This is a genomic window from Pseudomonas sp. PDM32, assembly GCF_019219225.1.
Classification (GTDB): Bacteria; Pseudomonadota; Gammaproteobacteria; order Pseudomonadales; family Pseudomonadaceae; genus Aquipseudomonas; species Aquipseudomonas laurylsulfatiphila.
Genome location: NZ_JAHUWE010000004.1, coordinates 285,335 through 307,726, shown reverse-complemented (window position 1 = coordinate 307,726; position 22,392 = coordinate 285,335). Strand labels below are relative to the sequence as shown.

Below are 22,392 nucleotides of genomic sequence, written 5' to 3'. Positions count from 1 at the left end.
CAAAGTCTAGGCGTTCACCTCCCGCCCCGGCCAGTAGTCTGTCATTCAAGCAGCTTGCGCGGCTCGCCATGCAATACAGGGTTATGTCGTTTCCCTGCGCCCCCGCCCCTCGAATAGGCTGCTAGCATCGAATGGATACACAATCCCGATCCAGGCCTCATCATCAGGTTGCCCATGCTCGAGACCACAGCACTGCCAGGGAATGCGCCGCTGTCACCGCCACTGGATACGCGGTACCAGGTCGAAACGCCGGAGGGCGTCGACCTGCCACTGCGCCCGGCCGGCTTGATGGTTCGTGCGCTGGCGTTCGCCATCGATCTTGCTTTGCGCGGCCTGGTCCTCGGTGTGCTGTTCATTGCGCTGGCGATGCTCGGCAAATTGGGCGCCGGGCTCGGGTCGATCCTGCTGTTCGGGGTGAGCTGGTGGTACATGGTGCTGTTCGAGGTGCTCAACCAGGGCCGCTCGCCGGGCAAGCAATGGATGGGACTGCGGGTGGTGCACGACGATGGCACCCCGGTCGGCTGGTCCGCGTCGCTGCTGCGCAACCTGCTGCGCGTTGTCGACCTGCTGCCTTTCGGTTACTTCCTCGGGGCCATCAGCTGTCTGCAACACCCCCACTTCAAGCGCCTTGGCGATATCGCCGCCGGGACTCTGGTGATCTACCGCGAACACTCGCACACGCGCCCCGAACTCCCCGAAGCTCAACCCCGTCGCACGGCATTTGCCCTGACGCTCAGCGAGCAACGGGCCATCCTCGGGTTTGCCGAGCGCCAGGGCGAACTCTCCCGGGCGCGGGCCGATGAACTGGCCGCCATTCTCGCCCAACCCTTGCACGTCCCGGCCGCGCAGGCGGTGACCGAACTCAACGGCATCGCCCGCGGCTTGTTGGGGCCGACATGAAGCAAAGCCTTTTCGAACGTCGGCACAAAGCCGAGTGGGACCGTTTCTGCGGGCTGCTCGAACAATTGGAACGGGGCGGCAAGGTCACCGACACCGGCAGTTTCCCGAAGGACTACCGACGCCTGTGCCAACACCTGGCACTGGCACGGGAGCGTGGCTACAGCAGTTTTCTGATCGACTCGTTGCAGCAACAGGTGCTGCGCGGGCATCAACAGCTTTACCGTCACCGCAGCCGCCTGGGGGCCAATGCGCTGGCTTTCATCCTCGCGGATTTCCCGCGCCTGGTGCGCGAACAGTGGCGCTTCGTGCTCGCCGCCAGCCTGATGTTCTTTGTCAGCCTGGCCGGTTTCGCGGTGCTGGTGTACCTGTTCCCGGACCTGATCTACAACCTGATCCCCGCCGAACAGGTCAGCGAAATGCAAAGCATGTACGACCCCGTTGCCGGTCACCTCGGGCGCACATCGGAACGGGCCGCCAGTGAAGACTGGGTGATGTTCGGCTACTACATCATGCACAACATCGGCATTGCCTTTCAGACCTTCGCCAGCGGTTTGCTGTTCGGCCTGGGCAGCGTGTTCTTCCTGATCTACAACGGCCTGATGATCGGTGCGGTGGCCGGGCACCTGACTTACGTCGGCTATGGGCAGACCTTTTGGTCATTCGTGATCGGCCATGGCGCTTTCGAACTCAGCGCCATCGCCCTGGCAGGCGCCGCCGGTCTGAAGCTGGGTTGGGCGTTGGTCGCCCCGGGACGCCTGCCCCGCACCGAGTCCTTGCGATTGGCAGCGCGCAAGAGCGTGCTGCTGATTTGCGGGGTCATGCTGTTCCTGTTGATCGCGGCGTTTATCGAAGCCTACTGGTCATCGATGACTCGCCCGTCGCCCCAGACCAAGTACCTGGTGGGCGCGGCGCTCTGGTTGCTGGTGGTGGTTTATCTCATGTTCGCCGGACGTCGCCGCCATGCGCCTGAATGACGCCAGCGTGGTCATTCGCCCGCGCTCGACCTGGGAAGCCATGGACCTCGGCGTGCTCCTGAGCCAGCGCCATCGACGCTTGCTGATGACCAGTTGGGCGCTGCTCACGTTGCCAGTGTTCGCGTTGCTCAGTTGGGGGCTCTGGGACTCACCCTCTCTCGCCGTGTTGATTTTCTGGTGGTTGAAACCGGCATTCGACCGCCTGCCCTTGTACATCCTGTCCAGAGCCATGTTTGGCGAAACACCCACGCTCAAGCAGGCCCTGCGGCAATGGCCGCGGCTGCTCAAAGGGCAATTGCTGGCCAGCCTGACCTGGCGACGCCTGAGTCTGCAGCGCAGTTTCGTGACGCCGGTGGCGCAACTCGAAGGCCTCGACGGACAACGGCGCCAGCAGCGTTTAGCGGTGCTATTGCAGCGGGATGCAGGCGCCGCACGCTGGCTGACGATCATCGGCGCGCACCTGGAAGGCGCGCTGTGGATCGGCTTGATGGTGTTGTTTTATCTGCTGCTGCCACAACAGGTCGCGCTGGACTGGAGTTGGCAGTCGCTGATTTCTGCGGCCACCCAGGACTGGCGCTGGCTGGAACACCTGACCAACCTGTTTTATGCACTGGTGCTGGTGGTCTGGGAACCGATCTATGTCGCCTGCGGTTTCAGCCTTTATTTGAACCGGCGCACCGTGCTGGAGGCCTGGGATATCGAACTGGTGTTCCGCCGGATGCGCCAGCGTCTGATCAGCGCAAGCAGCGTGCTGTTGATCGCCGTGATGTTGCTGATGCCACCCACACACAGCGTGTGGGCCGCCGAACCGGCCATTTCACCCGACAGCCCACGGCTGCTGGACCAGCCCCTGAACACCCAGGTCGCCAGGGACAGCATCAAGACGATCCTCGAACAGCCGCCCTTCAAGAACCGGGAAGCGGTGACACGCTATCGCTTCAGCGAAGACCCGCCGGGCGCGCAAGCGTCGGGCGACGGGCAGACACCGCAATGGTTGAAGTCCCTGTTGAAGCTGTTTGAGGGACAGCACTTCAGAGCCTTGGCGAACCTGATTGAAATCGCGCTGTGGGGCATCGTCATCGGTGCTGTCGGCCTGTTGATCTGGCGCTATCGCGACTGGGTGCAGGCGTTCGTCAGCCGGCGACCGACCCTCGGCGCCAAAGTCGTGCGCCCCTTGCCGCAGCAGGCGTTTGGCCTGGACCTCAAGCCCGAGTCCCTGCCCGCGGACATTGCCGCCCGCGCCGAAAGCCTCTGGCAGAACCATCCGCGCGAAGCCCTCGGCTTGCTCTATCGCGCCCTGCTCAGCCGCTTGTCGCACGATTTCAACATCGCGCTCGAGGCCGCCGACACTGAAGGACAGGTGCTGCAGCGCATCGAGCAATTACAGCAACCGGCCTTGCTGGCCTACAGCAAAAACCTGACCGGGCACTGGCAAGGCATGGCCTACGGTCACCGCCTGCCCCCCGAACAGGTGCGACAGGAACTGTGTGACGGCTGGCGCGTGTTGTTCGACCCGGAGACGCTCCATTGAGTCGGCGCCGGGGCACGATCGCCATTGCACTGCTCGCCGTGCTGGCGGCGGCGCTGTGTGCTTATCTGTACCTCAAGGCGACCCCTTATCAGGTCGAAATCGACCACGGCCCTTCTCCCGAAGCCAAGGCCAACCCTTACCTGGCGGCGCAGCTGTTCCTGCGCCGGCAAGGCCTGAGCGTCGATCACGCCAACGGCCTGGACATCCTGCCCAGCCTCGATCCGCATCGACACAGCCTGTTGTTGCTCGGGGACCGCTACAACATGACGCCACGGCAAATCGACCAGGTGATGAACTGGACCCAGGCCGGCGGGCGGCTGCTGTTCGTCGCCGAGTCGTTGTGGGATGAAAAACTCGGCCACAGCAATGACCTGCTGCTTGACCGGGTACAACTGCGCCAGTCCTTGAGCAAAGACCTCAAGGAGCCGCCACCGGATACCGGTGACGATCCTTACCCACAACTGACCAAGCTCTATCTGGAAGACGAAGACGCCCCGGCCTATGCCGGTTTCGATACCGCCTTCCATCTCGAAGACCCGAAAAACCTCGCCCAGGCCTGGGCGAATAGCGCCAAGGCAACGCACATGATGCAACTCGATTACGGACTCGGCTCGATCATCGTGGTCACCGATGCCGACCTGTGGAAAACCCCGGCCGTCGAGCAATACGACAACGCCTGGCTGCTCTGGTACCTGACCGCCGACACCCGCGTGACGCTGATCTTCAACACCGATCACGACAGCCTGCCGACCTTGCTGCTGCGTTACTTCCCCCAGGCGCTGGTCGCGTTGTTCGCCTTGATCGGCCTGGGTTTCTGGCACTTTGGCGTGCGTCAGGGGCCGTTGCTGGAACCGGCACCGAAAGCACGCCGGCAACTGCAAGAGCACCTGCGCGCCAGTGCCGACTTCCTGCTGCGCCGCAACGGTCAGGCCGGCCTGTTGCAAGCCTTGCAGCAGGACATCCTACGGCGCGTGCGACGTCGCCATCCCGGCTTTGAACAACTTGCCGTCGCCGAACAATGGTTGGTGCTCGCACGCCTGACCGGCCAACCCACACGCGCTATCAGCCAGGCCATGAGCCCGCGTCCGAACCAACGGCTTTCCAGCGTTGAATTCAGCCGTCAGGTCGCCCACCTGCAATCCCTGAGGAATGCCTTATGAGTCAACCGATCGAGCCCGACGCCGCGAGCCATGCAGCTCAACAACGTCAGCGTGCCGGCCATCTGGCCCAGGCCGTACGCAAAGAATTGCAAAAAGCCGTGATTGGCCAGGACAGCGTGATCGACGACGTGCTGACCGCGCTGATCGCTGGCGGCCACGTATTACTCGAAGGCGTGCCGGGGCTGGGCAAGACCCTGTTGGTACGCGCCCTCGCCCGCTGCTTCGGCGGTGAGTTCGCGCGCATCCAGTTCACTCCGGACCTGATGCCCAGCGATGTCACCGGGCACGCGGTGTATGACTTGCAGACCGAGCAATTCAAACTGCGCAAAGGGCCGCTGTTCACCAACCTGTTGTTAGCCGACGAGATCAACCGCGCCCCGGCGAAAACCCAGGCGGCGCTGCTCGAGGCCATGCAGGAACGGCAAGTCACCCTCGAAGGCCAGCCATTGCCGATCCCGCAACCCTTCATGGTGCTCGCCACGCAAAACCCGATCGAACAGGAAGGCACTTACCCGCTGCCGGAAGCCGAACTGGATCGCTTCATGCTCAAGGTGCGCATGGATTACCCGGACGCCGAGCAAGAGCTGGACATGGTCCGCCAGGTCAGCCGCTCGACCCGGGCCGACATGCTCGATGTCCAGCCGATGCGCACCTTGTTGCAGGCCAGGGATGTGCTGGCCCTGCAACGCATCGCCAGCGACCTGGCGCTGGACGATCAGGTGCTCGATTACGCCGTGCGCCTGGCCCGCTCCACCCGCAGTTGGCCCGGCCTGATCCTCGGCGCCGGCCCGCGCGCGTCCATCGCGCTGGTGCGGTGTGCCCGCGCCCGTGCGCTACTGCGCGGCGGCGAGTTCGTGATTCCGGACGACATCAAGGGTTGCGCCCTGGCCGTGCTGCGTCATCGTGTGCGCATCGCGCCGGAGCTGGACATCGAAGGGCTGGATGTCGATCAGGTGCTCCGGCAGATGCTTGACCAAGTACCGGCGCCGCGGCAGTGAGCCCCATACTGAAACGAAAAAATCGCAGCCTTCGGCAGCTCCTACAGGTGAACACGATCAATGCAGGAGCTGCCGCAGGCTGCGATCTTTCAGGTGCCCAATCATGAAACCCTCGCGCCTGCTGTTGATCTGGTTAACCTCGCTACTGGCCATCGGCATCGTGCTCGGCAGTCTGCGGGCGCTGGAGCTGACGATGCCAACGAGTGTCACGCAAATCAATTGGGGACTGCTGTTGGCATTGCTGGTCCTGGCCCTGCTCGATGCCTTTCGGCTGAAGCGACTACCCTCGCCCCGGCTGAGCCGTGAGATACCCGGCAGTCTGGCCCTCGGTCGCTGGAGCGATGTGCAACTGATCCTTGAGCACGACTTTTCACAACCGCTGAGCCTACAGATCTTCGACCATGTACCCTCGGGCCTGGACTTCGAACACCTGCCGCTGACTGTCCAATTGCAACCTGGCCAGCACAGCCGAATCGACTACCGGCTACGTCCGTTCAAACGCGGGCACTTCCGTTTTGAGCACTGCGAAATCAACCTGCCGAGCCCAATGGGTTTGTGGTCCGACAAACGCATTCTCGATGTCGCGGACAACACCCGCGTCTATCCCGACTTCGCCCGCCTCTATGGCGGCCAGTTGCTGGCTGTGGATAACTGGCTCAGCCAGCTCGGCGTACGTCAACGCCAGCGTCGCGGCTTGGGTCTGGAGTTTCATCAGCTACGGGAATTTCGCGAAGGCGACAGCCTGCGTCAGATCGACTGGAAAGCCACCGCCCGCCAGCGCTCACCCATTGCCCGGGAGTATCAGGACGAACGCGACCAGCAGATCATTTTCATGCTCGACTGCGGCCGGCACATGCGCAGCCAGGACGGCGAGCTGTCGCACTTCGACCATGCGCTTAATGCCTGCTTGCTGCTCAGCTACGTCGCGCTACGCCAGGGCGATGCGGTGGGCCTGAGTACCTTTGCCAGCGAACAGCCGCGCTATCTTGCGCCGGTAAAAGGCACCAGCCATCTCAACACACTGCTCAATAGCGTCTATGACTTGAACAGCAGCCAACGCAGCGCCGACTACCAAACCGCCGCTACGCAACTGCTGGCACGGCACAAACGCCGGGCACTGGTGGTGCTGGTGACCAACCTGCGCGAAGAGGACGACGATGAGCTGCTCCCGGCGGTCAAGCGCCTGAGCCAGCAGCACCAGGTGCTGGTCGCGAGCCTGCGCGAGGACGTGCTCGACACCCTGCGTCAGTCACCGGTACAGACCTTGCCCGAGGCGCTGGCCTATTGCGGGACCGTGGACTACCTCAATGCACGCGCCGAACTCCATGAGCGCTTGAACGCTCATGGAGTGTTGGTGATGGATGCGCGGCCCGGCGAGTTGGGGGCCGCGTTGGTGACGCGGTATCTGGGCTGGAAAAGAGCTTGAGTTTGAGCCCGAGTCATCTCAAGCCGAAGCCGGCAACGACTGAAAACTGAAATACTGCTTCAACGCCTTCACCAAATGCCCATACTCCGGCGGTACCCGTTGCAGGCTGAAACCGGCGTCGTAATATTGGGGGGTCGCGTCTTCGTGGCACCACAGGCAACAGGCCTGCAGGTCGATGATCCGCTGGCCGCCTTCGGTGGCTGGAATTTTGAGGCGCAGGTTGAAGTCCGCGCCGATCATCATCGGCAGCTGGCTGATCAGCATCAACCCGTCTTCAGAGACATTGCCCAGGTAGCCGATGGGTTTGCCGGTGATGCCGTTGAACACTTTGAGGAAATACGGCAGTTGATGCCGCTCGATTCGGCGGTCGGTGAACATGTGCGTTTTCGCTATGCAAGGCTCTTAAGCAGAGCCGCACTACTGCTTCGGAACGGGTGCGCATTGAGTAGTGGCCCGCTCTCCCCGTTCCCGGTGCGCCAGTCCTTACGGCGCTGAGTCCTGCTTATGCCGGTCACAGGTGTTGCCCCGGTTCAGAGGCAAGGCTCTAGAACCGGTTCCTTGGACTATAGCTCACCGCCGCCGGGGAGCCAGCGATGGACTGCTCGCCGTCCATCAGAACTGCGTCGGTTTTACCGCCGCGGCACTGCGTAGCGGGTAGTGGCCCAGGCTCTGCAAGGTTTCCAGGCGGGCGCGGGCGCGGTAGGCGTATTCGCTTTGCGGATAGGCGGCAATAATGAACTGGTAGGTCTGGGCCGCGTCGATAAACATCTTCTGCCGCTCCAGGCACTGGCCGCGCATCATCGACACTTCCGGCCACACGTAAGGCCGCGCGCGGCTGTCGCGTTCGACCTTGGACAGTTCGAGCATCACCTGCTCGCAATTGCCCCGGTCATAGGCGCTGTAGGCATTGTTCAAGTGATGGTTCATTGCCCAACGGGTGCAGCCCGTGGCACTGAGGACGCCGACGGCAAGGGCAGCAATGAGTACGAATCGCATGGGGATCTCCTGTCTTGAACGCTGTATCGACCCGTGGGTGGAAATCTTCAGGCTGCCTGGCGCAAAGTTGTCAGGTTCAATAAAGAAAGAAAAAAGTAGTGCATACGAACAATGACTACACCTTCGGAGCATAGTAGCCTCACTCAGCGCTTGAACTCAGGAGTCTTTGCATGTCCGTCCGTCGTACCAAAATCGTCGCCACCCTTGGCCCGGCCAGTAACTCGCCGGAAGTTCTCGAACAGCTGATTCTGGCTGGCCTGGACGTCGCCCGCCTGAACTTCTCCCACGGCACCCCCGACGAGCACAAGGCTCGCGCGAAGCTGGTGCGTGACCTCGCCGCCAAGCACGGCCGCTTCGTCGCCCTGCTGGGTGACCTGCAAGGCCCGAAAATCCGTATCGCCAAATTCGCCAACAAGAAGATCGAGCTGAAGATCGGTGATCAATTCACCTTCTCCACCAGCCATCCCCTGACCGAAGGCAACCAGCAAGTGGTCGGCATCGACTACCCGGACCTGGTCAAGGACTGCGGCGTGGGCGACGAGCTGCTGCTCGACGACGGTCGCGTGGTGATGCGCGTCGATACCGCCACGGCTACCGAACTGAACTGCACCGTGACCATCGGCGGCCCGCTGTCCGACCACAAAGGCATCAACCGTCGCGGTGGCGGCCTGACCGCTCCGGCCCTGACTGAAAAAGACAAGGCCGACATCAAGCTCGCTGCGGAAATGGAAGTCGACTACCTCGCGGTGTCCTTCCCGCGCGACGCCGCCGACATGGAATACGCCCGTCAACTGCGCGACGAAGCCGGCGGCACTGCCTGGCTGGTGGCGAAGATCGAACGCGCCGAAGCCGTGGCCGATGACGAAACCCTCGACGGCCTGATCAAGGCCTCCGACGCGGTGATGGTTGCCCGTGGTGACCTGGGTGTGGAAATCGGCGACGCCGAACTGGTGGGCATCCAGAAGAAGATCATTCTGCACGCACGCCGCCACAACAAGGCGGTGATCGTCGCGACCCAGATGATGGAGTCGATGATCCAGAACCCGATGCCGACCCGCGCCGAAGTGTCCGACGTGGCCAACGCCGTGCTCGACTACACCGACGCCGTGATGCTCTCGGCCGAAAGTGCCGCTGGCCTGTACCCGCTGGAAGCCGTTCAGGCCATGGCGCGGATCTGTGTCGGTGCCGAAAAGCACCCGACCAGCAAGACCTCCAGCCACCGCATCGGCAAGGAGTTCCAGCGCTGCGACGAGAGCATTGCGCTGGCGACCATGTACACCGCCAACCACTTCCCGGGCGTGAAGGCGATCATCGCCCTGACCGAAAGTGGCTACACGCCGCTGATCATGTCGCGTATCCGTTCGTCGGTGCCAATCTACGCGTTCACCCCGCACCGCGAAGCCCAGGCTCGCGCGGCGATGTTCCGTGGCGTGTACACCATCCCGTTCGACCCGGCTTCGCTGGCGCCGAATGAAGTCAGCCAGAAGGCGATCGACGAGCTGGTCAAGCGCGGCGTAGTACAGAAAGGCGATTGGGTCATCCTGACCAAGGGCGACAGCTACCACACCACTGGCGGCACCAACGGCATGAAAATCCTGCACGTTGGCGATCCGATGGTCTGAGTGACCGGTTGCTGAAAAACAACAGCCCCGCCATGTGAATGGCGGGGCTTTTTGCTTTCTGATCCATTTTTTGTTTTGCCTGATCTGTCCCCTTCGCGGGCAAGCCCGCTCCCACAGGGTTTTCCGTTGGACACAGGTTTTGTGAACAATACCGGCTACTGTGGGAGCGGGCTTGCCCGCGAAGGGGCCGGCCCTGACACCGCAAGTTCAATGCCGCTTGATGAACCCGGTCAACGCCGCCAAGGCTTCCGGCGAACGCAACCGCTGGGTGAACAACGCACCCTCTTCTTCAATCACCTTGCGCAACAGTTCCCGATCCGGCGCTTTCATCAGTTGCTTGCTGATCCGCACCGCTTCCGGCGGCAGCGACTCAAAGCGCAAGGCCATTTCCCGCGCCTTGGCCAGAGCCTCTTCGCCACTGCCCAAGGCCTCATTGGCAATACCCCACGCAGCCGCCTGTTCACCGCTGAAACCTTCACCCAGCAGTAACAACTCCGCCGCTTTGGCCTGACCGAGCAAACGCGGCAGGATCAGACTGGAACCGAACTCCGGGCACAGCCCCAGATTGACGAACGGCATGCGCAGGCGCGCATCGCGACTGACGTAGACCAGATCGCAATGCAGCAGCATCGTCGTGCCAATGCCCACCGCCGCCCCGGCCACGGCGGCGATCACCGGTTTGCGGCATTCGAGCAGATTGAGCATGAACTGGAACACCGGGCTGTCGAGGCTGGTCGGCGGTTGCTGGATGAAATCAGCGATGTCGTTGCCGGCGGTGAAGCATTCGGCGGAACCGCTGATCAGTACGGCAATGATCCCGGGGTCGTTGTCGGCCTGTTTCAGCGCCTCGGCCAGTTGGCTGTACATGGCTCGAGTCAGGGCGTTTTTCTTGTCCGGGCGATTCAGGCGCAGGGTCAACAGGCCGCGTTCGCGTTCAACTTGGATGGCATCGGTCATGGCAGGTCTCGCGTCTGAAAAGTCAGCGCTCAACCACGGGGCAGGAAGACATCGGCCAGCAGTTGATTGCGCGGCAATCCCGCCAGGTACAGGCGCCGGGCAAAGGCATCGACACTGTCGGGGGCTCCGCAGAGTAAGGCCAGGGTTTGCCGGGAAACAAGCCGCAGTTGCGCCAAAGCCGCTGGCAACTCGGCCGGGGTCCAGAGTTCGACACTCAGGTTCGGACGGCTGGCGACCATGGCCTGCAGAGGCTTGGCCAGGTAGTGCTCATCGGCATCATGGGCCAGGTGAATGACGCGAATAGCGCCCTGGTGATCCTGGCGTAGCGCTTCGCGCAACACACCAAACAATGGCCCCAACCCGGTGCCGGCCGCCAGCAACCACAATGGCCGGGTATGCCAGTCCGGGTCGTAATGCAAGGCACCGCCGCGCAATTCACCGAGGCGAATCGGATCGCCGATGCGCAATTGCCGGGCAGCATCGCTGAATTCCCCGGGCTTGCGGCAATCGAGATGAAACTCGAGAAAACGGTCTTCCTGCGGCAGGCTGGCGAGGGAATACGGCCGCGCCACGTTGCCCGCCCACAACACCAGGTGCTGGCCGGCGCTGTAGCGCAACGGTCGCTGCGCGATCACCCGCAAGCGCAGCACCGTGGTACTCAGCCAATCCACGGCGGCGACCTCGGCCGGTTGGCCATCGACCTGCGGGTCGAAAGCATGCACCTGCAAGTCCTCGACCACCTGGCACTGGCACGCCAGGCGCCAACCCTGTTCTCGCTGCTGCGCACTCAGGGCATCCGGCCGGCTGTCGCTCGGCAGGCCCCGCACACACTGCACCAGGCACGCATGGCAACTGCCGGCGCGGCAACTGTAAGGCACCGGCACGCCGTTCTGATTCAACGCGTCGAGCAGATTGCTGCCCGCCGCTACCGACCAGTGGCGCTCGCCAACCCGCAACTCAGGCATCGACGTTCTCCCACGCCGCCGCGCATCGGTTACGGCCGTCACGCTTGGCCCGATAGAGCGCCTGATCGGCCCGTTGCAGCGCGTCATCGAGGTCGTCGCCCAACTCCAACAGGGTCATGCCGGCGGACAGGCTGAGGTTGCGCACATTCAGACCGATCAACTCGACATCGGTGAAGGCGATGCGCAGCCGTTCGCAGCACGAAGTCAGACTGTCGGCATCGCAGTCGGGCAGCAGCACCACGAATTCTTCGCCGCCGTAGCGAGCCAGAACATCGCTGTCACGCAGGCATGCGGTGGCAACGCCGGCAAAGGCCTGCAGCACCTGATCGCCGGCGGCATGCCCGTGCAGATCGTTGATGCGTTTGAAATGGTCGAGGTCGATCAGCGCCAGGCCATGCACGACACCGGCTTCCATGGCGTTCAACTCGCGGGAAGCCAGGCGCAGGAAATGCCGGCGATTGAACAGGCCTGTGAGCTCGTCGGTGGCCACCAGGTCTTCGAGCTGGCGCATCATCCCGCGCAAGGTGTCCTGGTGCGCTTGCAAGGCAAAACGCCGCTGACGCATGCGTTGTCGCGAAGCCTGGACGTAGCGGGCATACAACACCAGCCACACCAGCACGATGAACAGCACGCACACCTGCAACACTGCCATGGCCGGGTCGGGCAACTGGAAGTGGTAGCCCTCCCACAGGGTGATCGCACTAAAGCTGAAGAACACCAGCAAGGCGCATCGCACAAAGGACCGGCGTGACAGATGGAACAGGCCGAACAGCAGGATAAGGACGTAAAACACCAGGAACGCACCCCGGGCTTCGTCCAGATGGGCGATCAGCCAGGTTTGCCAGCCCAGCCCCAGCAATACTTGCGCCTCGGTCAGGCTGGGGTCGGCGAAACGCAGGTTGCAGCCGCTGTAGAACACCGCGAACAGGATGGCCTGGCTGGTCACGACCAGTGCGCTGCCGATGGCGACACTGGCCAGCGGCGCGTCGTAGTGACCGGTAAAAAACGCCAGCCACAGCAACAGCAATGCCAGGGCATAGGTGCCGGCCGCGAGGGCGAAACGTTTGAGCAACAGGCGCTGGATGGCGTTATGGGTCAATCGTTGACTCACCAAATGAAAGGAGACTGACAGAGCGTCCTACTCTACAGACCGTATGTCACTTTAGTGGCGTGACCGATAAATGACCATTCAATTTTCGGGATGACCCGATTCCCCTGTAGGAGCTGCCGCAGGCTGCGATCTTTTGATCTTGACCTTAAAAGATCGCAGCCTGCGGCAGCTCCTACAGGGACCGGGTGCGACAATGCGACCAAGGTTTGACCACCGGCGGGTGTTTACGGAACCGAGGCGCGGTATACTGCCGCGCCTTTTTAGCGTCGCGCCAGCATGCCCGGCGTGCCTTGAAAGGTGCTTGCAACCGACCGATGCACCCAAGCTGCAAGCACCTTATTGAATGTTCCCGTCTTTTAGAGGAGCGCGACTCATGACCGTGATCAAGCAAGACGACCTGATTCAGAGCGTTGCCGACGCCCTGCAGTTCATTTCCTACTACCACCCCGTGGATTTCATCCAGGCGATGCACGAAGCCTACCTGCGCGAAGAATCGCCAGCGGCCCGTGACTCCATGGCGCAGATCCTGATCAACTCGCGCATGTGCGCCACCGGCCACCGCCCGATCTGCCAGGACACCGGCATCGTCACCGTGTTTGTCCGTGTCGGCATGGACGTGCGCTGGGATGGCGCCACCATGGGCCTGGACGACATGATCAACGAGGGCGTGCGTCGCGCCTACAACCTGCCGGAAAACGTCCTGCGTGCTTCGATCCTCGCCGACCCGGCGGGCGCTCGCAAGAACACCAAGGACAACACCCCGGCAGTCATCCACTACTCCATCGTTCCCGGTAACACCGTGGAAGTGGACGTGGCGGCCAAGGGCGGCGGTTCCGAGAACAAGTCGAAGATGGCCATGCTCAACCCGTCCGACTCGATCGTCGACTGGGTGCTGAAGACCGTTCCGACCATGGGTGCCGGCTGGTGCCCACCGGGCATGCTCGGCATCGGCATCGGCGGCACCGCCGAGAAAGCCGCCGTCATGGCCAAGGAAGTGTTGATGGAATCCATCGACATTCACGAGCTGAAAGCTCGCGGCCCACAGAACCGCATCGAAGAAATGCGCCTGGAGCTGTTCGAGAAGGTCAACCAGCTGGGCATCGGCGCCCAGGGCCTCGGTGGCCTGACCACCGTGCTCGACGTGAAGATCATGGACTACCCGACCCACGCCGCCTCGCTGCCGGTGTGCATGATCCCGAACTGCGCCGCCACCCGTCACGCGCACTTCGTGCTCGACGGATCCGGCCCGGCCTCGCTGGAAGCGCCACCGCTGGACGCCTACCCGGAAATCGTCTGGGAAGCCGGCCCGTCGGCCCGTCGCGTCAACCTCGACACCCTGACCCCGGAAGACGTGCAGAGCTGGAAGCCGGGCGAAACCGTCCTGCTCAACGGCAAGATGCTCACCGGTCGCGACGCCGCGCACAAGCGCATGGTCGAGATGCTGAACAAGGGCGAAACCCTGCCGGTGGACCTCAAGGGTCGCTTCATCTACTACGTCGGCCCGGTCGATCCGGTCGGTGACGAAGTGGTTGGCCCGGCAGGCCCTACCACCGCGACGCGGATGGACAAATTCACCCGTCAGATCCTCGAGCAGACCGGTTTGCTGGGCATGATCGGCAAATCCGAGCGCGGCCCGACCGCGATCGAAGCGATCAAGGACAGCAAGGCCGTGTACCTGATGGCCGTCGGCGGCGCCGCTTACCTGGTCGCCCAGGCGATCAAGAAGTCCAAGGTGCTGGCGTTTGCCGAACTGGGCATGGAAGCGATCTACGAGTTCGAGGTCAAGGACATGCCGGTGACTGTTGCAGTCGACAGCAAGGGCGAGTCCGTACACATCACAGGTCCTGCCATCTGGCAGAAGAAGATCAGTGACAGCCTGGCGGTGGAAGTGCAGTAAGCACTTAACCGCTGACTAAAAAAAAGCCGCGCTGTTTGTATGACAGCGCGGTTTTTTTTTACCTTCTAATCACCAACCCCCGGGGACTGGCCTACCATCACTTTCAGTGAGTGGTTTTAAGCGCACGAAGCCCCTATCGTGCCTCGCCAAAGGCCTAGTTTTGAATGTCCGTTACCTACCTGCCGCTGGAAGCCTGGAATAAGCATTGGACGCTCGACGGCCCGCTGGTGCGCTGTCGGTTGTGCGGGAGCGTTCAGGACCTCATGGACGCCGGAGCCTTTCAACATGCACTCGGCTGTAAAGCCTGGGAGCTGCAAGCCCAATACCCCTGCCGTGAACTCGCTGCGCTGCTGCAGCAGAAAATCCAAGCGGGGTTATTTTGATACGCGCCATTCTCGAGGGCGGTACCATGTGTGAGTGCTGGTCAGTCGAAGCGTTTCGCAGTGAAACTGCTTGGGAATGTTCTCGGGATAACGCCGTACAAGGCGACTCATAAGCAGCCACTTACCCGCCGAACTTCCCCTGAGCATGTGAAATGTTTCTCCGTGAAAATCTCATGCGTTTTCACCGGTTCACCCTCTAGCGAACCCGTGGAGCCAATCAGGATACTGGTGAGCAACCGTCTGACCAGACCGGGCTAGCCAACAGAATGCATGAAGCACACCTGAACTATGATGATCTGAGCAACTCCGGGAGCTCGGTAGTTTCGTTGGGGAAACTGACAGATGAACTGGAACAGATGAGACGAAACGTAAATCGTTGAAAGCTCAAGGTATCCACTCGGGAGCAGTGAGATGAGATCTGGCGCAAGATAGTCCGCATGCTATCTTGCGCCTCCTATCTTTTGTCCGATTTACGTTCGATGCTCCCGACCTCCAGATCCCTGCGCCTGACGCTCTACACCTTGCTCATCATCGCCGGCGCCGCCATCGCCGCGACCCTGGCCATGCGCCACGCCGTGCGCCAGTCAATGGTCGAAGACGCCGCCCGAGCCAATCAGCAACTGGCGCTCTATGCCACGTCGCTGCATACCCTGATCGAGCGTTACCGCGCCCTGCCCGCCGTGCTCGCGCTGGACCCGGAGTTGCGTTCGGCGCTCCAGGGGGCGGTGAGTCCCGGGCAGCAGGATGCGTTGAACCGCAAACTGGAAAAGATCAACGGCGCAGCCGAATCCTCGACCTTGGAATTGCTCGATCGCACCGGCCTTGCCGTGGCGGCGAGCAATTGGCGTTTGCCCAGTAGTTATGTCGGCCACAACTACGGTTTCCGTCCCTATTTCAACCAGACCCGCACCCAGGGCACCGGGCGTTTTTACGCGGTCGGCGTGACCAGCGGGATTCCCGGCTACTTCCTCTCCAGCGCGGTCAGCGATGACGACGGGCAGTTCCTCGGCGCCATGGTGGTGAAACTGGAATTTCCCGAGCTGGAACGCGAGTGGCGCCAGGGCAGCGACACGCTGCTGGTCAGCGACGCGCGCGGGATCATCTTCATCGCCAACCAGCCGGGCTGGCGCTATCGCCTGCTCAAGCCGCTGAACGACAGCGATCACGCCGAACTCAAGGCCACCCGCCAATACGACAAGCAGCCACTGACGCCGCTGGAGTTTCAATCGTTGCGGCGCTTCGACGACAACAGTGACCTGGCTCGGGTCGATGGCCCGGACGGCAAGGCGGATTACCTGTGGGAATCCCTGCCGCTGACTGCCGAGGGCTGGACCCTGCATCTGCTGCGGCGCCCGCAAGTCGCCTTCGAAGACAGCCGCAATGCAGCCCTCGCTGCTGCCGGCGTGTGGCTGACCCTGGTGTTCCTGCTGCTGTTTCTCAATCAGCGCTGGCGCCTGGCCAGACTACGCCAGCGTAGTCGTGAAGAACTCGAACAACTGGTGGAAGAGCGTACCCGCGATCTGCGCACCGCCCAGGAGGGCCTGGTGCAGTCGGCCAAACTCGCGGCGCTGGGGCAGATGTCCGCCGCCCTGGCCCATGAGATCAACCAGCCGCTCACCGCCCAGCGCATGCAGCTGGCGACCTTGCGCCTGCTGCTCGACCACGGCCGGGTCGACGACGCCTACAAAGCGCTAAAACCGGTGGATGAAATGCTCACGCGCATGGCGGCCCTCACCGGCCACCTGAAAACCTTCGCCCGCAAAAGCCCCAGCGGTTTGCGCGAACGCCTGGACCTGGCGGCGGTGGTGGACCAGTCGCTGCAACTGCTCGACACCCGGCTGCGCGACGAACAGGTCAGCACCGTGTTGCACCTGACCCGCCCGGCCTGGGTGCGCGGCGATGCGATTCGCCTGGAACAGGTGCTGATCAACCTGCTGCGCAACGCCCTCGATGCGATGCAGGACAAACCCTGCAAACGCCTGGAAATCCGCCTCGAAGCCGACGAACAATTGTGGCGCCTGAGCGTGATCGACAACGGTGGCGGTATCGCCGAAGAGAACCTGTCCAAGGTGTTCGATCCGTTCTTCACCACCAAGCCGGTGGGCGATGGCCTGGGGATCGGTTTGGCCGTATCGTTCGCCATCGTTCACGAATCCGGCGGGCGCCTGAGTGCCGACAATCATGACAAAGGTGCCGTGTTTACCGTGACCTTGCCCATCGACCAGGAGGTGCATGAACCATGCTGAACTCAGTGATGGTGGTCGACGACGAAAGCAGCATCCGCAGTGCCGTCGAGCAATGGTTGAGCCTGTCGGGTTTCGAGGTGCAGCTGTTCAGCCGCGCCGATGAATGCCTGGCGCAATTGCCCAGGCACTTTGCCGGGGTGATTCTCAGCGATGTGCGCATGCCCGGCATGACCGGCCTGGAACTGCTGGCCGAGGTGCAACGCCGGGATGCCGATTTGCCGGTGATCCTGTTGACCGGCCATGGCGACGTACCGATGGCCGTCGAGGCCATGCGCGACGGCGCCTACGATTTCCTCGAAAAGCCCTTCAGCCCGGAAACCCTGCTCGGCAGCCTGCGCCGCGCCCTCGACAAGCGCCGGCTGGTGCTGGAAAACCGCGCACTGCACGAGCAGGCGGACAACCGCGCCAAACTCGATGCCACGCTGCTCGGCGTGTCCCGTGGCCTGCAAACCCTGCGTCGGCAGGTGCTGGACCTGGCAGCCCTGCCAGTGAACGTACTGATTCGCGGGGAAACCGGTAGCGGCAAGGAGCTGGTCGCACGCTGCCTGCATGACTTCGGGCCGCGAGCCGACAAGCCTTTTGTCGCACTCAATTGTGCAGCCATCCCCGAGCAACTGTTCGAGGCCGAACTGTTCGGTCACGAGAGCGGTGCGTTCACCGGGGCGTCCGGCAAGCGCATCGGCAAACTCGAATACGCCGACGGTGGCACGCTGTTTCTCGATGAAATCGAAAGCATGCCGCTGGCCCAGCAGGTGAAATTGCTGCGGGTGTTGCAAGAGCAAAAGCTTGAGCGACTGGGCTCGAACCAGAGCATTCGCGTGGATTTGCGCATCATTGCCGCGACCAAACCGGACCTGCTCGACGAAGCGCGGGCCGGACGTTTTCGCGAAGACCTGGCCTATCGCTTGAACGTCGCAGAACTACGCCTGCCGCCCTTGCGCGAACGCCGTGAAGACATCCCGCTGCTGTTCGAATCCTTCGCCCAAAACGCCGCCGAACGGCTGGGACGTAAATTTCCACCATTGAGCGGTGCGCAGTTGAGTCACCTGCTGAGCCACGACTGGCCAGGCAATGTGCGCGAACTGGCGAATGTCGCCGAGCGTCAGGTGTTGGGGCTTGGTGAGCCTGTACCGGCAGGGATCGAGCCCGGCCAGTCACTGGCGGCGCAGCAGGAGGCCTTTGAAGCGCAATGCCTGCGCGCGGCGTTGACCCGGCACAAGGGTGATGTCAAGGCGGTGCTCGAAGAACTGCAACTGCCGCGGCGGACCTTCAATGAAAAGATGCAGCGGCATGGGTTGAGCCGGGAGATGTTCCTTCAAGAGAACTGAGTTTTTTGTGGTGCCTGTTCTGGCCTCTTCGCGGGCAAGCCCGCTCCCACAGTGGGTCTGTGTACGCCGATCATTGTGGGAGCGGGCTTGCTCGCGAAGAGGCCGGCAAAGGCAATACAAATACCCCTCCAGGTAAGCAAATTTCCGCTCATCACCCGCCACAAATAAGCGGATTTCCGCTCACTAAAACACCACCACCCCTCTAAACCGGCCCTATCCCCCTTGGCACAGCTCCTGCTATAGCCCCTGCAGGCTGCGTTTAAACGCGCTCCACAAAAACAATTAAACGAAGGATCCTTCAATGGATAACTCCAACTCCCTGCCGCTTGGGTCAGCTGCCGTACCGGCCAAAGAAAGAACCACGTCCAGCCGCATCAAATCGATCTTCAGCGGTTCCGTCGGCAACATGGTCGAGTGGTACGACTGGTACGTCTACGCCGCCTTCTCCCTGTACTTCGCCAAGACCTTCTTCCCCAAAGGCGACACCACCGCCCAACTGCTCAACACCGCCGCGATCTTCGCCGTGGGCTTCCTGATGCGTCCGATCGGTGGCTGGCTGATGGGGCTGTATGCCGACAAGGTCGGGCGCAAAAAGGCCCTGATGGCCTCGGTGTACCTGATGTGCTTCGGCTCGCTGCTGATCGCCCTGAGCCCGAGTTATGAAGTCATTGGCATCGGTGCGCCGATCCTGCTGGTGTTCGCGCGCTTGCTGCAAGGCCTGTCGGTGGGCGGCGAATACGGCACCTCCGCCACTTACCTCAGCGAAATGGCGACCAAGGAACGTCGCGGCTTCTACTCCAGCTTCCAGTACGTGACCCTGATCTCCGGCCAACTCATCGCCCTGGCGGTGTTGATCGTGCTGCAACAACTGCTGACCACCGAAGAGCTGTACGCCTGGGGCTGGCGCATCCCGTTCGCCATCGGCGCGCTGTGTGCCGTGGTGGCGTTGTACCTGCGTCGCGGCATGGAAGAGACCGAGTCGTTCACCAAGAAGGAAAAGGCCAAGGAAAGCGCGATGCGCACCTTGATGCGTCACCCCAAGGAACTGATGACCGTGGTCGGCCTGACCATGGGCGGTACCCTGGCGTTCTACACCTACACCACCTACATGCAGAAATACCTGGTGAACACTGTCGGCATGAGCATTTCCGACTCCACCACCATATCCGCCGCCACGCTGTTCCTGTTCATGTGCCTGCAACCGATCGTCGGCGGGCTGTCGGATAAAATCGGTCGCCGGCCGATCCTGATTGCCTTCGGCATCCTGGGTACGCTGTTCACCGTGCCGATCCTCACCACCCTGCACACCATCACCACCTGGTGGGGCGCGTTCTTCCTGATCATGGCGGCGCTGATCATCGTCAGCGGCTACACCTCGATCAACGCCGTGGTGAAAGCCGAACTGTTCCCGACCGAAATCCGCGCCCTGGGCGTGGGCCTGCCGTACGCATTGACCGTCTCGATCTTCGGCGGCACCGCTGAATACATCGCGCTGTGGTTCAAGAGCATCGGCATGGAGACGGGTTACTACTGGTACGTGACTGCGTGTATTGCCGTGTCGTTGCTGGTGTACATCACCATGAAAGACACCCGCAAACATTCGCGGATCGTCACCGACTGATCAGCGACCGGCGCTCACTGCAACGGTGAGCGCCAGGCCCTTCGCGGACGGTTTCGCGAAGGGCACCATTCGTCTCCCCCTCCACCCGGATAATCATCGGTTAATGCACCGGCAGCAGCCTGCAGCTGAGTGCATCCAGATCGACAGGACGCACGTATATCCGTTACAGGCCTCGAAGGAGTGCCTGAACGTACCCATAGCGAACGTACCTGGAGTACCTGTCATGAAAACCCGATTGATCCTTGCCCTGACCCTTTCCGTGCTGGCTGCCAATGCCTTTGCAGCCGACGGCTACGACAAGACCGGTTCGGCCTCCTACGGCTCCGGCACCAGCGCGGCCATCGAACACGCCCATTCGGGCACCTATGCCGCCGATGGCTTCGATAAAACCGGCAGCGCAGAAGCTATCGGCTGAATGTGGAGGGAAATTCACAGCCCGGCTTCGGCCGGGCTTAGTCTTTTTTGGAGGAACACAAAGCCTGGTAATCACATAAAACCTGTGGGAGCGGGCTTGCTCGCGAAGACGGCGGCAGATCCAACATCAATGTGACTGGCACACCGCTTTCGCGAGCAAGCCCGCTCCCACATAGCGATCTAATCAATCCAGGTACCGAATCCGACTGGAAATCTGCGGCGCGTGCTTGCACCATGCACGTCTCCCCGCCAGCTCTGGAAATTCCACCCAATGCCCGACGACATCCACTTCTACGAACCCGCCAACGGCCACGGCCTGCCCCACGATCCGTTCAACGCCATCGTCGGCCCGCGTCCCATCGGCTGGATCTCTTCACAGAATGCCGAGGGCCGCTTGAACCTGGCGCCCTACAGCTTCTTCAACGCCTTCAACTACATTCCACCGATCATTGGTTTTTCCAGTGTCGGACGCAAAGACAGCCTGAACAACATCGAACAGACCGGCGAATTCGCCTGGAACCTGGCCACCCGTCCGCTGGCCGAGCAGATGAACCAGAGCAGTGCCATGGTCAGGCCTGAGGTCAACGAGTTCGAACTGGCCGGCCTGACGACCGTTGCCTCGAAAGTCATTCAGGTGCCACGGGTGGCCGAAAGTCCGGTGTCCTTCGAGTGCAAGGTCACGCAGATCATTCAGTTGCAGCGAGCGGACGGCAATGTGGTGCCGAGCTGGCTGATCCTCGGCGAAGTGGTCGCCGTGCATATCGCCAAATGGCTGTTGAAGGATGGGGTATACGACACCGCCGCGGCAGAACCGATTCTGCGCGGCGGCGGGCCGGCGGATTATTTCCAGCTGGGGCCTGAGGCGTTGTTCAAGATGTACCGCCCGGGGGCGGTGAAGTGATCACCAGAGCAGGTCGGCGTCTTCTTTGACGTCCTTGAGGTGGGTCAGCTCTTTGGCCGCTGCCAGGTCGGCGTCATGGGCGGTCTTGAAGATCTGGCCTTCCAGCACTTTGTGAAAACGCGGAGCGCCGGAACCACCCAGCGCCTTGACGGCGATAGCGGCGTGGTAACCACCCTCGCCCGGTACTACAGCGGAAACAGCTTCGAAGTGATCAAAGGCTTTACGTGCCATGTCGCGCATCCTGGCTGATTGAGAATGCCGTCATTAAACCCTCAACCGGCCAGTTTGTGTACCTCCAGTGCGGACTGTCCCAGGGCCTGCGCCGCCGACACCTCCTTGAAGGTGTGGAAATCCAGACTGTTGACCACCAGTTCCTGCACCAGCTCGGCAAAAATCTCCATCGCCGGCGTGTTGAAGTAGGCGGTCATGGCCTGTTGATCACTCCAGAAACCGGACACCAGCCACAACTCCGGATCGCATTGCGAATGCTGCAAGCTAAAGCTCAGGCAGCCTGGCGCTGCGCGGGACGGTTCGATCAGGGCGCTGAGACGCACACCGAGTTCCGCAGAGCGCCCGGCGCGCGCTCGAACGAAGGCCATATGACTGACGGGGATTTGCGTGGACATGTTCAACCCTCCCGGGGAGTCGCGTGGCAGCCGGGGGACGGGCTGCGACAGGATCAAAGGTTAAGGGCCACTGCCCGGGTGCCGTTAGTCGATTCCTGCCGGTGCATTGCACGATCCTGCGAAACTTCCTGTAGGAGCTGCCGAAGGCTGCGATCTTTTGATCTTGAAAACAAAATCAAAAGATCGCAGCCTTCGGCAGCTCCTACAGGGGTTGGTGGGAGGCAGGGACTGGCTGTCATGCGCTGGCATGGAAGTCACCCCAGGCAGAATCAGGCAAGCATCCGGCAGGATGTGTCTACCGCTGCCACTTGCACAAACTTATGCTCTGCTCCATTC

General features: G+C 62.0%; 21 protein-coding genes. 14 read left to right on the top strand and 7 right to left on the bottom strand.

What is annotated here, in order from left to right; all coding sequences use genetic code 11:
- Window positions 1-174 precede the first annotated feature (174 nt).
- The 6 genes from KW846_RS10050 to KW846_RS10025 all read left to right on the top strand — a co-directional run bounded on the left by KW846_RS10050 (window position 175) and on the right by KW846_RS10025 (window position 6,989).
- Window positions 175-900 (top strand): RDD family protein, encoded by a 726-nt coding sequence (locus KW846_RS10050; RefSeq protein ID WP_218482127.1) that lies wholly within the window; start codon window positions 175-177, stop codon window positions 898-900.
- The gene (locus KW846_RS10045) at window positions 897-1,874 is read left to right on the top strand and encodes a stage II sporulation protein M (protein WP_218482126.1); all 978 of its coding nucleotides are present in this window, start codon (window positions 897-899) and stop codon (window positions 1,872-1,874) included. The genes KW846_RS10050 and KW846_RS10045 overlap by 4 nt, the downstream gene beginning before the upstream one ends.
- A complete protein-coding gene (locus KW846_RS10040) occupies window positions 1,861-3,405 on the top strand; it encodes a DUF4129 domain-containing protein (RefSeq protein ID WP_218482125.1) in 1,545 nt (514 codons plus the stop codon). Before KW846_RS10045 ends, KW846_RS10040 begins: the two co-directional genes overlap by 14 nt.
- On the top strand, window positions 3,402-4,565 hold the full coding sequence (locus KW846_RS10035; protein WP_218482124.1) for a DUF4350 domain-containing protein: 1,164 nt from the start codon (window positions 3,402-3,404) through the stop codon (window positions 4,563-4,565). Before KW846_RS10040 ends, KW846_RS10035 begins: the two co-directional genes overlap by 4 nt.
- On the top strand, window positions 4,562-5,563 hold the full coding sequence (locus KW846_RS10030) for a MoxR family ATPase (RefSeq protein WP_218482123.1): 1,002 nt from the start codon (window positions 4,562-4,564) through the stop codon (window positions 5,561-5,563). The genes KW846_RS10035 and KW846_RS10030 overlap by 4 nt, the downstream gene beginning before the upstream one ends.
- 103 nt (window positions 5,564-5,666) lie before the next feature.
- Window positions 5,667-6,989: a DUF58 domain-containing protein gene (locus KW846_RS10025; protein WP_218482122.1), complete on the top strand. Its 1,323-nt coding sequence runs from the start codon at window positions 5,667-5,669 to the stop codon at window positions 6,987-6,989.
- Window positions 6,990-7,007: 18 nt separating this feature from the next.
- On the opposite strand, the gene KW846_RS10020 is transcribed toward KW846_RS10025, so the two are convergent.
- Entirely contained in the window at window positions 7,008-7,367 is a 360-nt protein-coding gene (locus KW846_RS10020; RefSeq protein ID WP_218482121.1) for a PilZ domain-containing protein, read from the bottom strand.
- A gap of 234 nt (window positions 7,368-7,601) precedes the next feature.
- Window positions 7,602-7,985, bottom strand: a complete 384-nt coding sequence (locus KW846_RS10015) for a tol-pal system YbgF family protein (protein WP_218477886.1) — start codon at window positions 7,983-7,985, stop codon at window positions 7,602-7,604.
- A 170-nt stretch (window positions 7,986-8,155) separates the two neighbouring features.
- On the opposite strand from KW846_RS10015, the gene pyk reads away from it, so the two are divergent.
- On the top strand, window positions 8,156-9,607 hold the full coding sequence (gene pyk / locus KW846_RS10010) for a pyruvate kinase (RefSeq protein ID WP_007978464.1): 1,452 nt from the start codon (window positions 8,156-8,158) through the stop codon (window positions 9,605-9,607).
- Window positions 9,608-9,814: 207 nt separating this feature from the next.
- Here the strand turns inward: pyk and KW846_RS10005 are convergent, their stop codons facing one another.
- Genes KW846_RS10005 through KW846_RS09995 form a run of 3 tightly spaced genes read right to left on the bottom strand, consistent with a single transcriptional unit; the run spans window position 9,815 to window position 12,628 of the window.
- Window positions 9,815-10,564, bottom strand: a complete 750-nt coding sequence (locus KW846_RS10005) for an enoyl-CoA hydratase-related protein (RefSeq protein ID WP_218482120.1) — start codon at window positions 10,562-10,564, stop codon at window positions 9,815-9,817.
- Between the two features lie 29 nt (window positions 10,565-10,593).
- On the bottom strand, window positions 10,594-11,529 hold the full coding sequence (locus KW846_RS10000) for an iron-sulfur-binding ferredoxin reductase (RefSeq protein ID WP_095965418.1): 936 nt from the start codon (window positions 11,527-11,529) through the stop codon (window positions 10,594-10,596).
- Window positions 11,522-12,628, bottom strand: a complete 1,107-nt coding sequence (locus KW846_RS09995; RefSeq protein ID WP_095965419.1) for a GGDEF domain-containing protein — start codon at window positions 12,626-12,628, stop codon at window positions 11,522-11,524. Before KW846_RS09995 ends, KW846_RS10000 begins: the two co-directional genes overlap by 8 nt.
- Window positions 12,629-13,013: 385 nt before the next feature.
- On the opposite strand from KW846_RS09995, the gene KW846_RS09990 reads away from it, so the two are divergent.
- The 7 genes from KW846_RS09990 to KW846_RS09960 all read left to right on the top strand — a co-directional run bounded on the left by KW846_RS09990 (window position 13,014) and on the right by KW846_RS09960 (window position 21,430).
- Window positions 13,014-14,537: a fumarate hydratase gene (locus KW846_RS09990; protein ID WP_218482119.1), complete on the top strand. Its 1,524-nt coding sequence runs from the start codon at window positions 13,014-13,016 to the stop codon at window positions 14,535-14,537.
- A gap of 164 nt (window positions 14,538-14,701) precedes the next feature.
- On the top strand, window positions 14,702-14,920 hold the full coding sequence (locus tag KW846_RS09985) for a hypothetical protein (protein WP_007978473.1): 219 nt from the start codon (window positions 14,702-14,704) through the stop codon (window positions 14,918-14,920).
- Window positions 14,921-15,399: 479 nt separating this feature from the next.
- Window positions 15,400-17,166 carry an ATP-binding protein gene (locus KW846_RS09980; protein WP_218482118.1) on the top strand — a complete coding sequence of 589 codons (1,767 nt, stop codon included), beginning with the start codon at window positions 15,400-15,402 and terminating at the stop codon, window positions 17,164-17,166.
- A complete protein-coding gene (locus KW846_RS09975) occupies window positions 17,160-18,494 on the top strand; it encodes a sigma-54 dependent transcriptional regulator (protein ID WP_218482117.1) in 1,335 nt (444 codons plus the stop codon). The genes KW846_RS09980 and KW846_RS09975 overlap by 7 nt, the downstream gene beginning before the upstream one ends.
- A gap of 301 nt (window positions 18,495-18,795) precedes the next feature.
- Complete coding sequence (locus tag KW846_RS09970; protein WP_007978480.1) at window positions 18,796-20,115, top strand: MFS transporter; 1,320 nt, start codon at window positions 18,796-18,798, stop codon at window positions 20,113-20,115.
- Window positions 20,116-20,338: 223 nt separating this feature from the next.
- Window positions 20,339-20,530: a hypothetical protein gene (locus KW846_RS09965; protein ID WP_218482116.1), complete on the top strand. Its 192-nt coding sequence runs from the start codon at window positions 20,339-20,341 to the stop codon at window positions 20,528-20,530.
- A 270-nt stretch (window positions 20,531-20,800) separates the two neighbouring features.
- On the top strand, window positions 20,801-21,430 hold the full coding sequence (locus KW846_RS09960; protein WP_218482115.1) for a flavin reductase family protein: 630 nt from the start codon (window positions 20,801-20,803) through the stop codon (window positions 21,428-21,430).
- Here KW846_RS09960 and KW846_RS09955 read toward each other — a convergent pair whose 3' ends face one another.
- Both KW846_RS09955 and KW846_RS09950 read right to left on the bottom strand, forming a co-directional pair.
- Complete coding sequence (locus KW846_RS09955) at window positions 21,431-21,661, bottom strand: hypothetical protein (RefSeq protein WP_015096640.1); 231 nt, start codon at window positions 21,659-21,661, stop codon at window positions 21,431-21,433.
- A 41-nt stretch (window positions 21,662-21,702) separates the two neighbouring features.
- A complete protein-coding gene (locus tag KW846_RS09950) occupies window positions 21,703-22,056 on the bottom strand; it encodes a putative quinol monooxygenase (protein WP_218482114.1) in 354 nt (117 codons plus the stop codon).
- Between the last annotated feature and the right edge of the window lie 336 nt (window positions 22,057-22,392).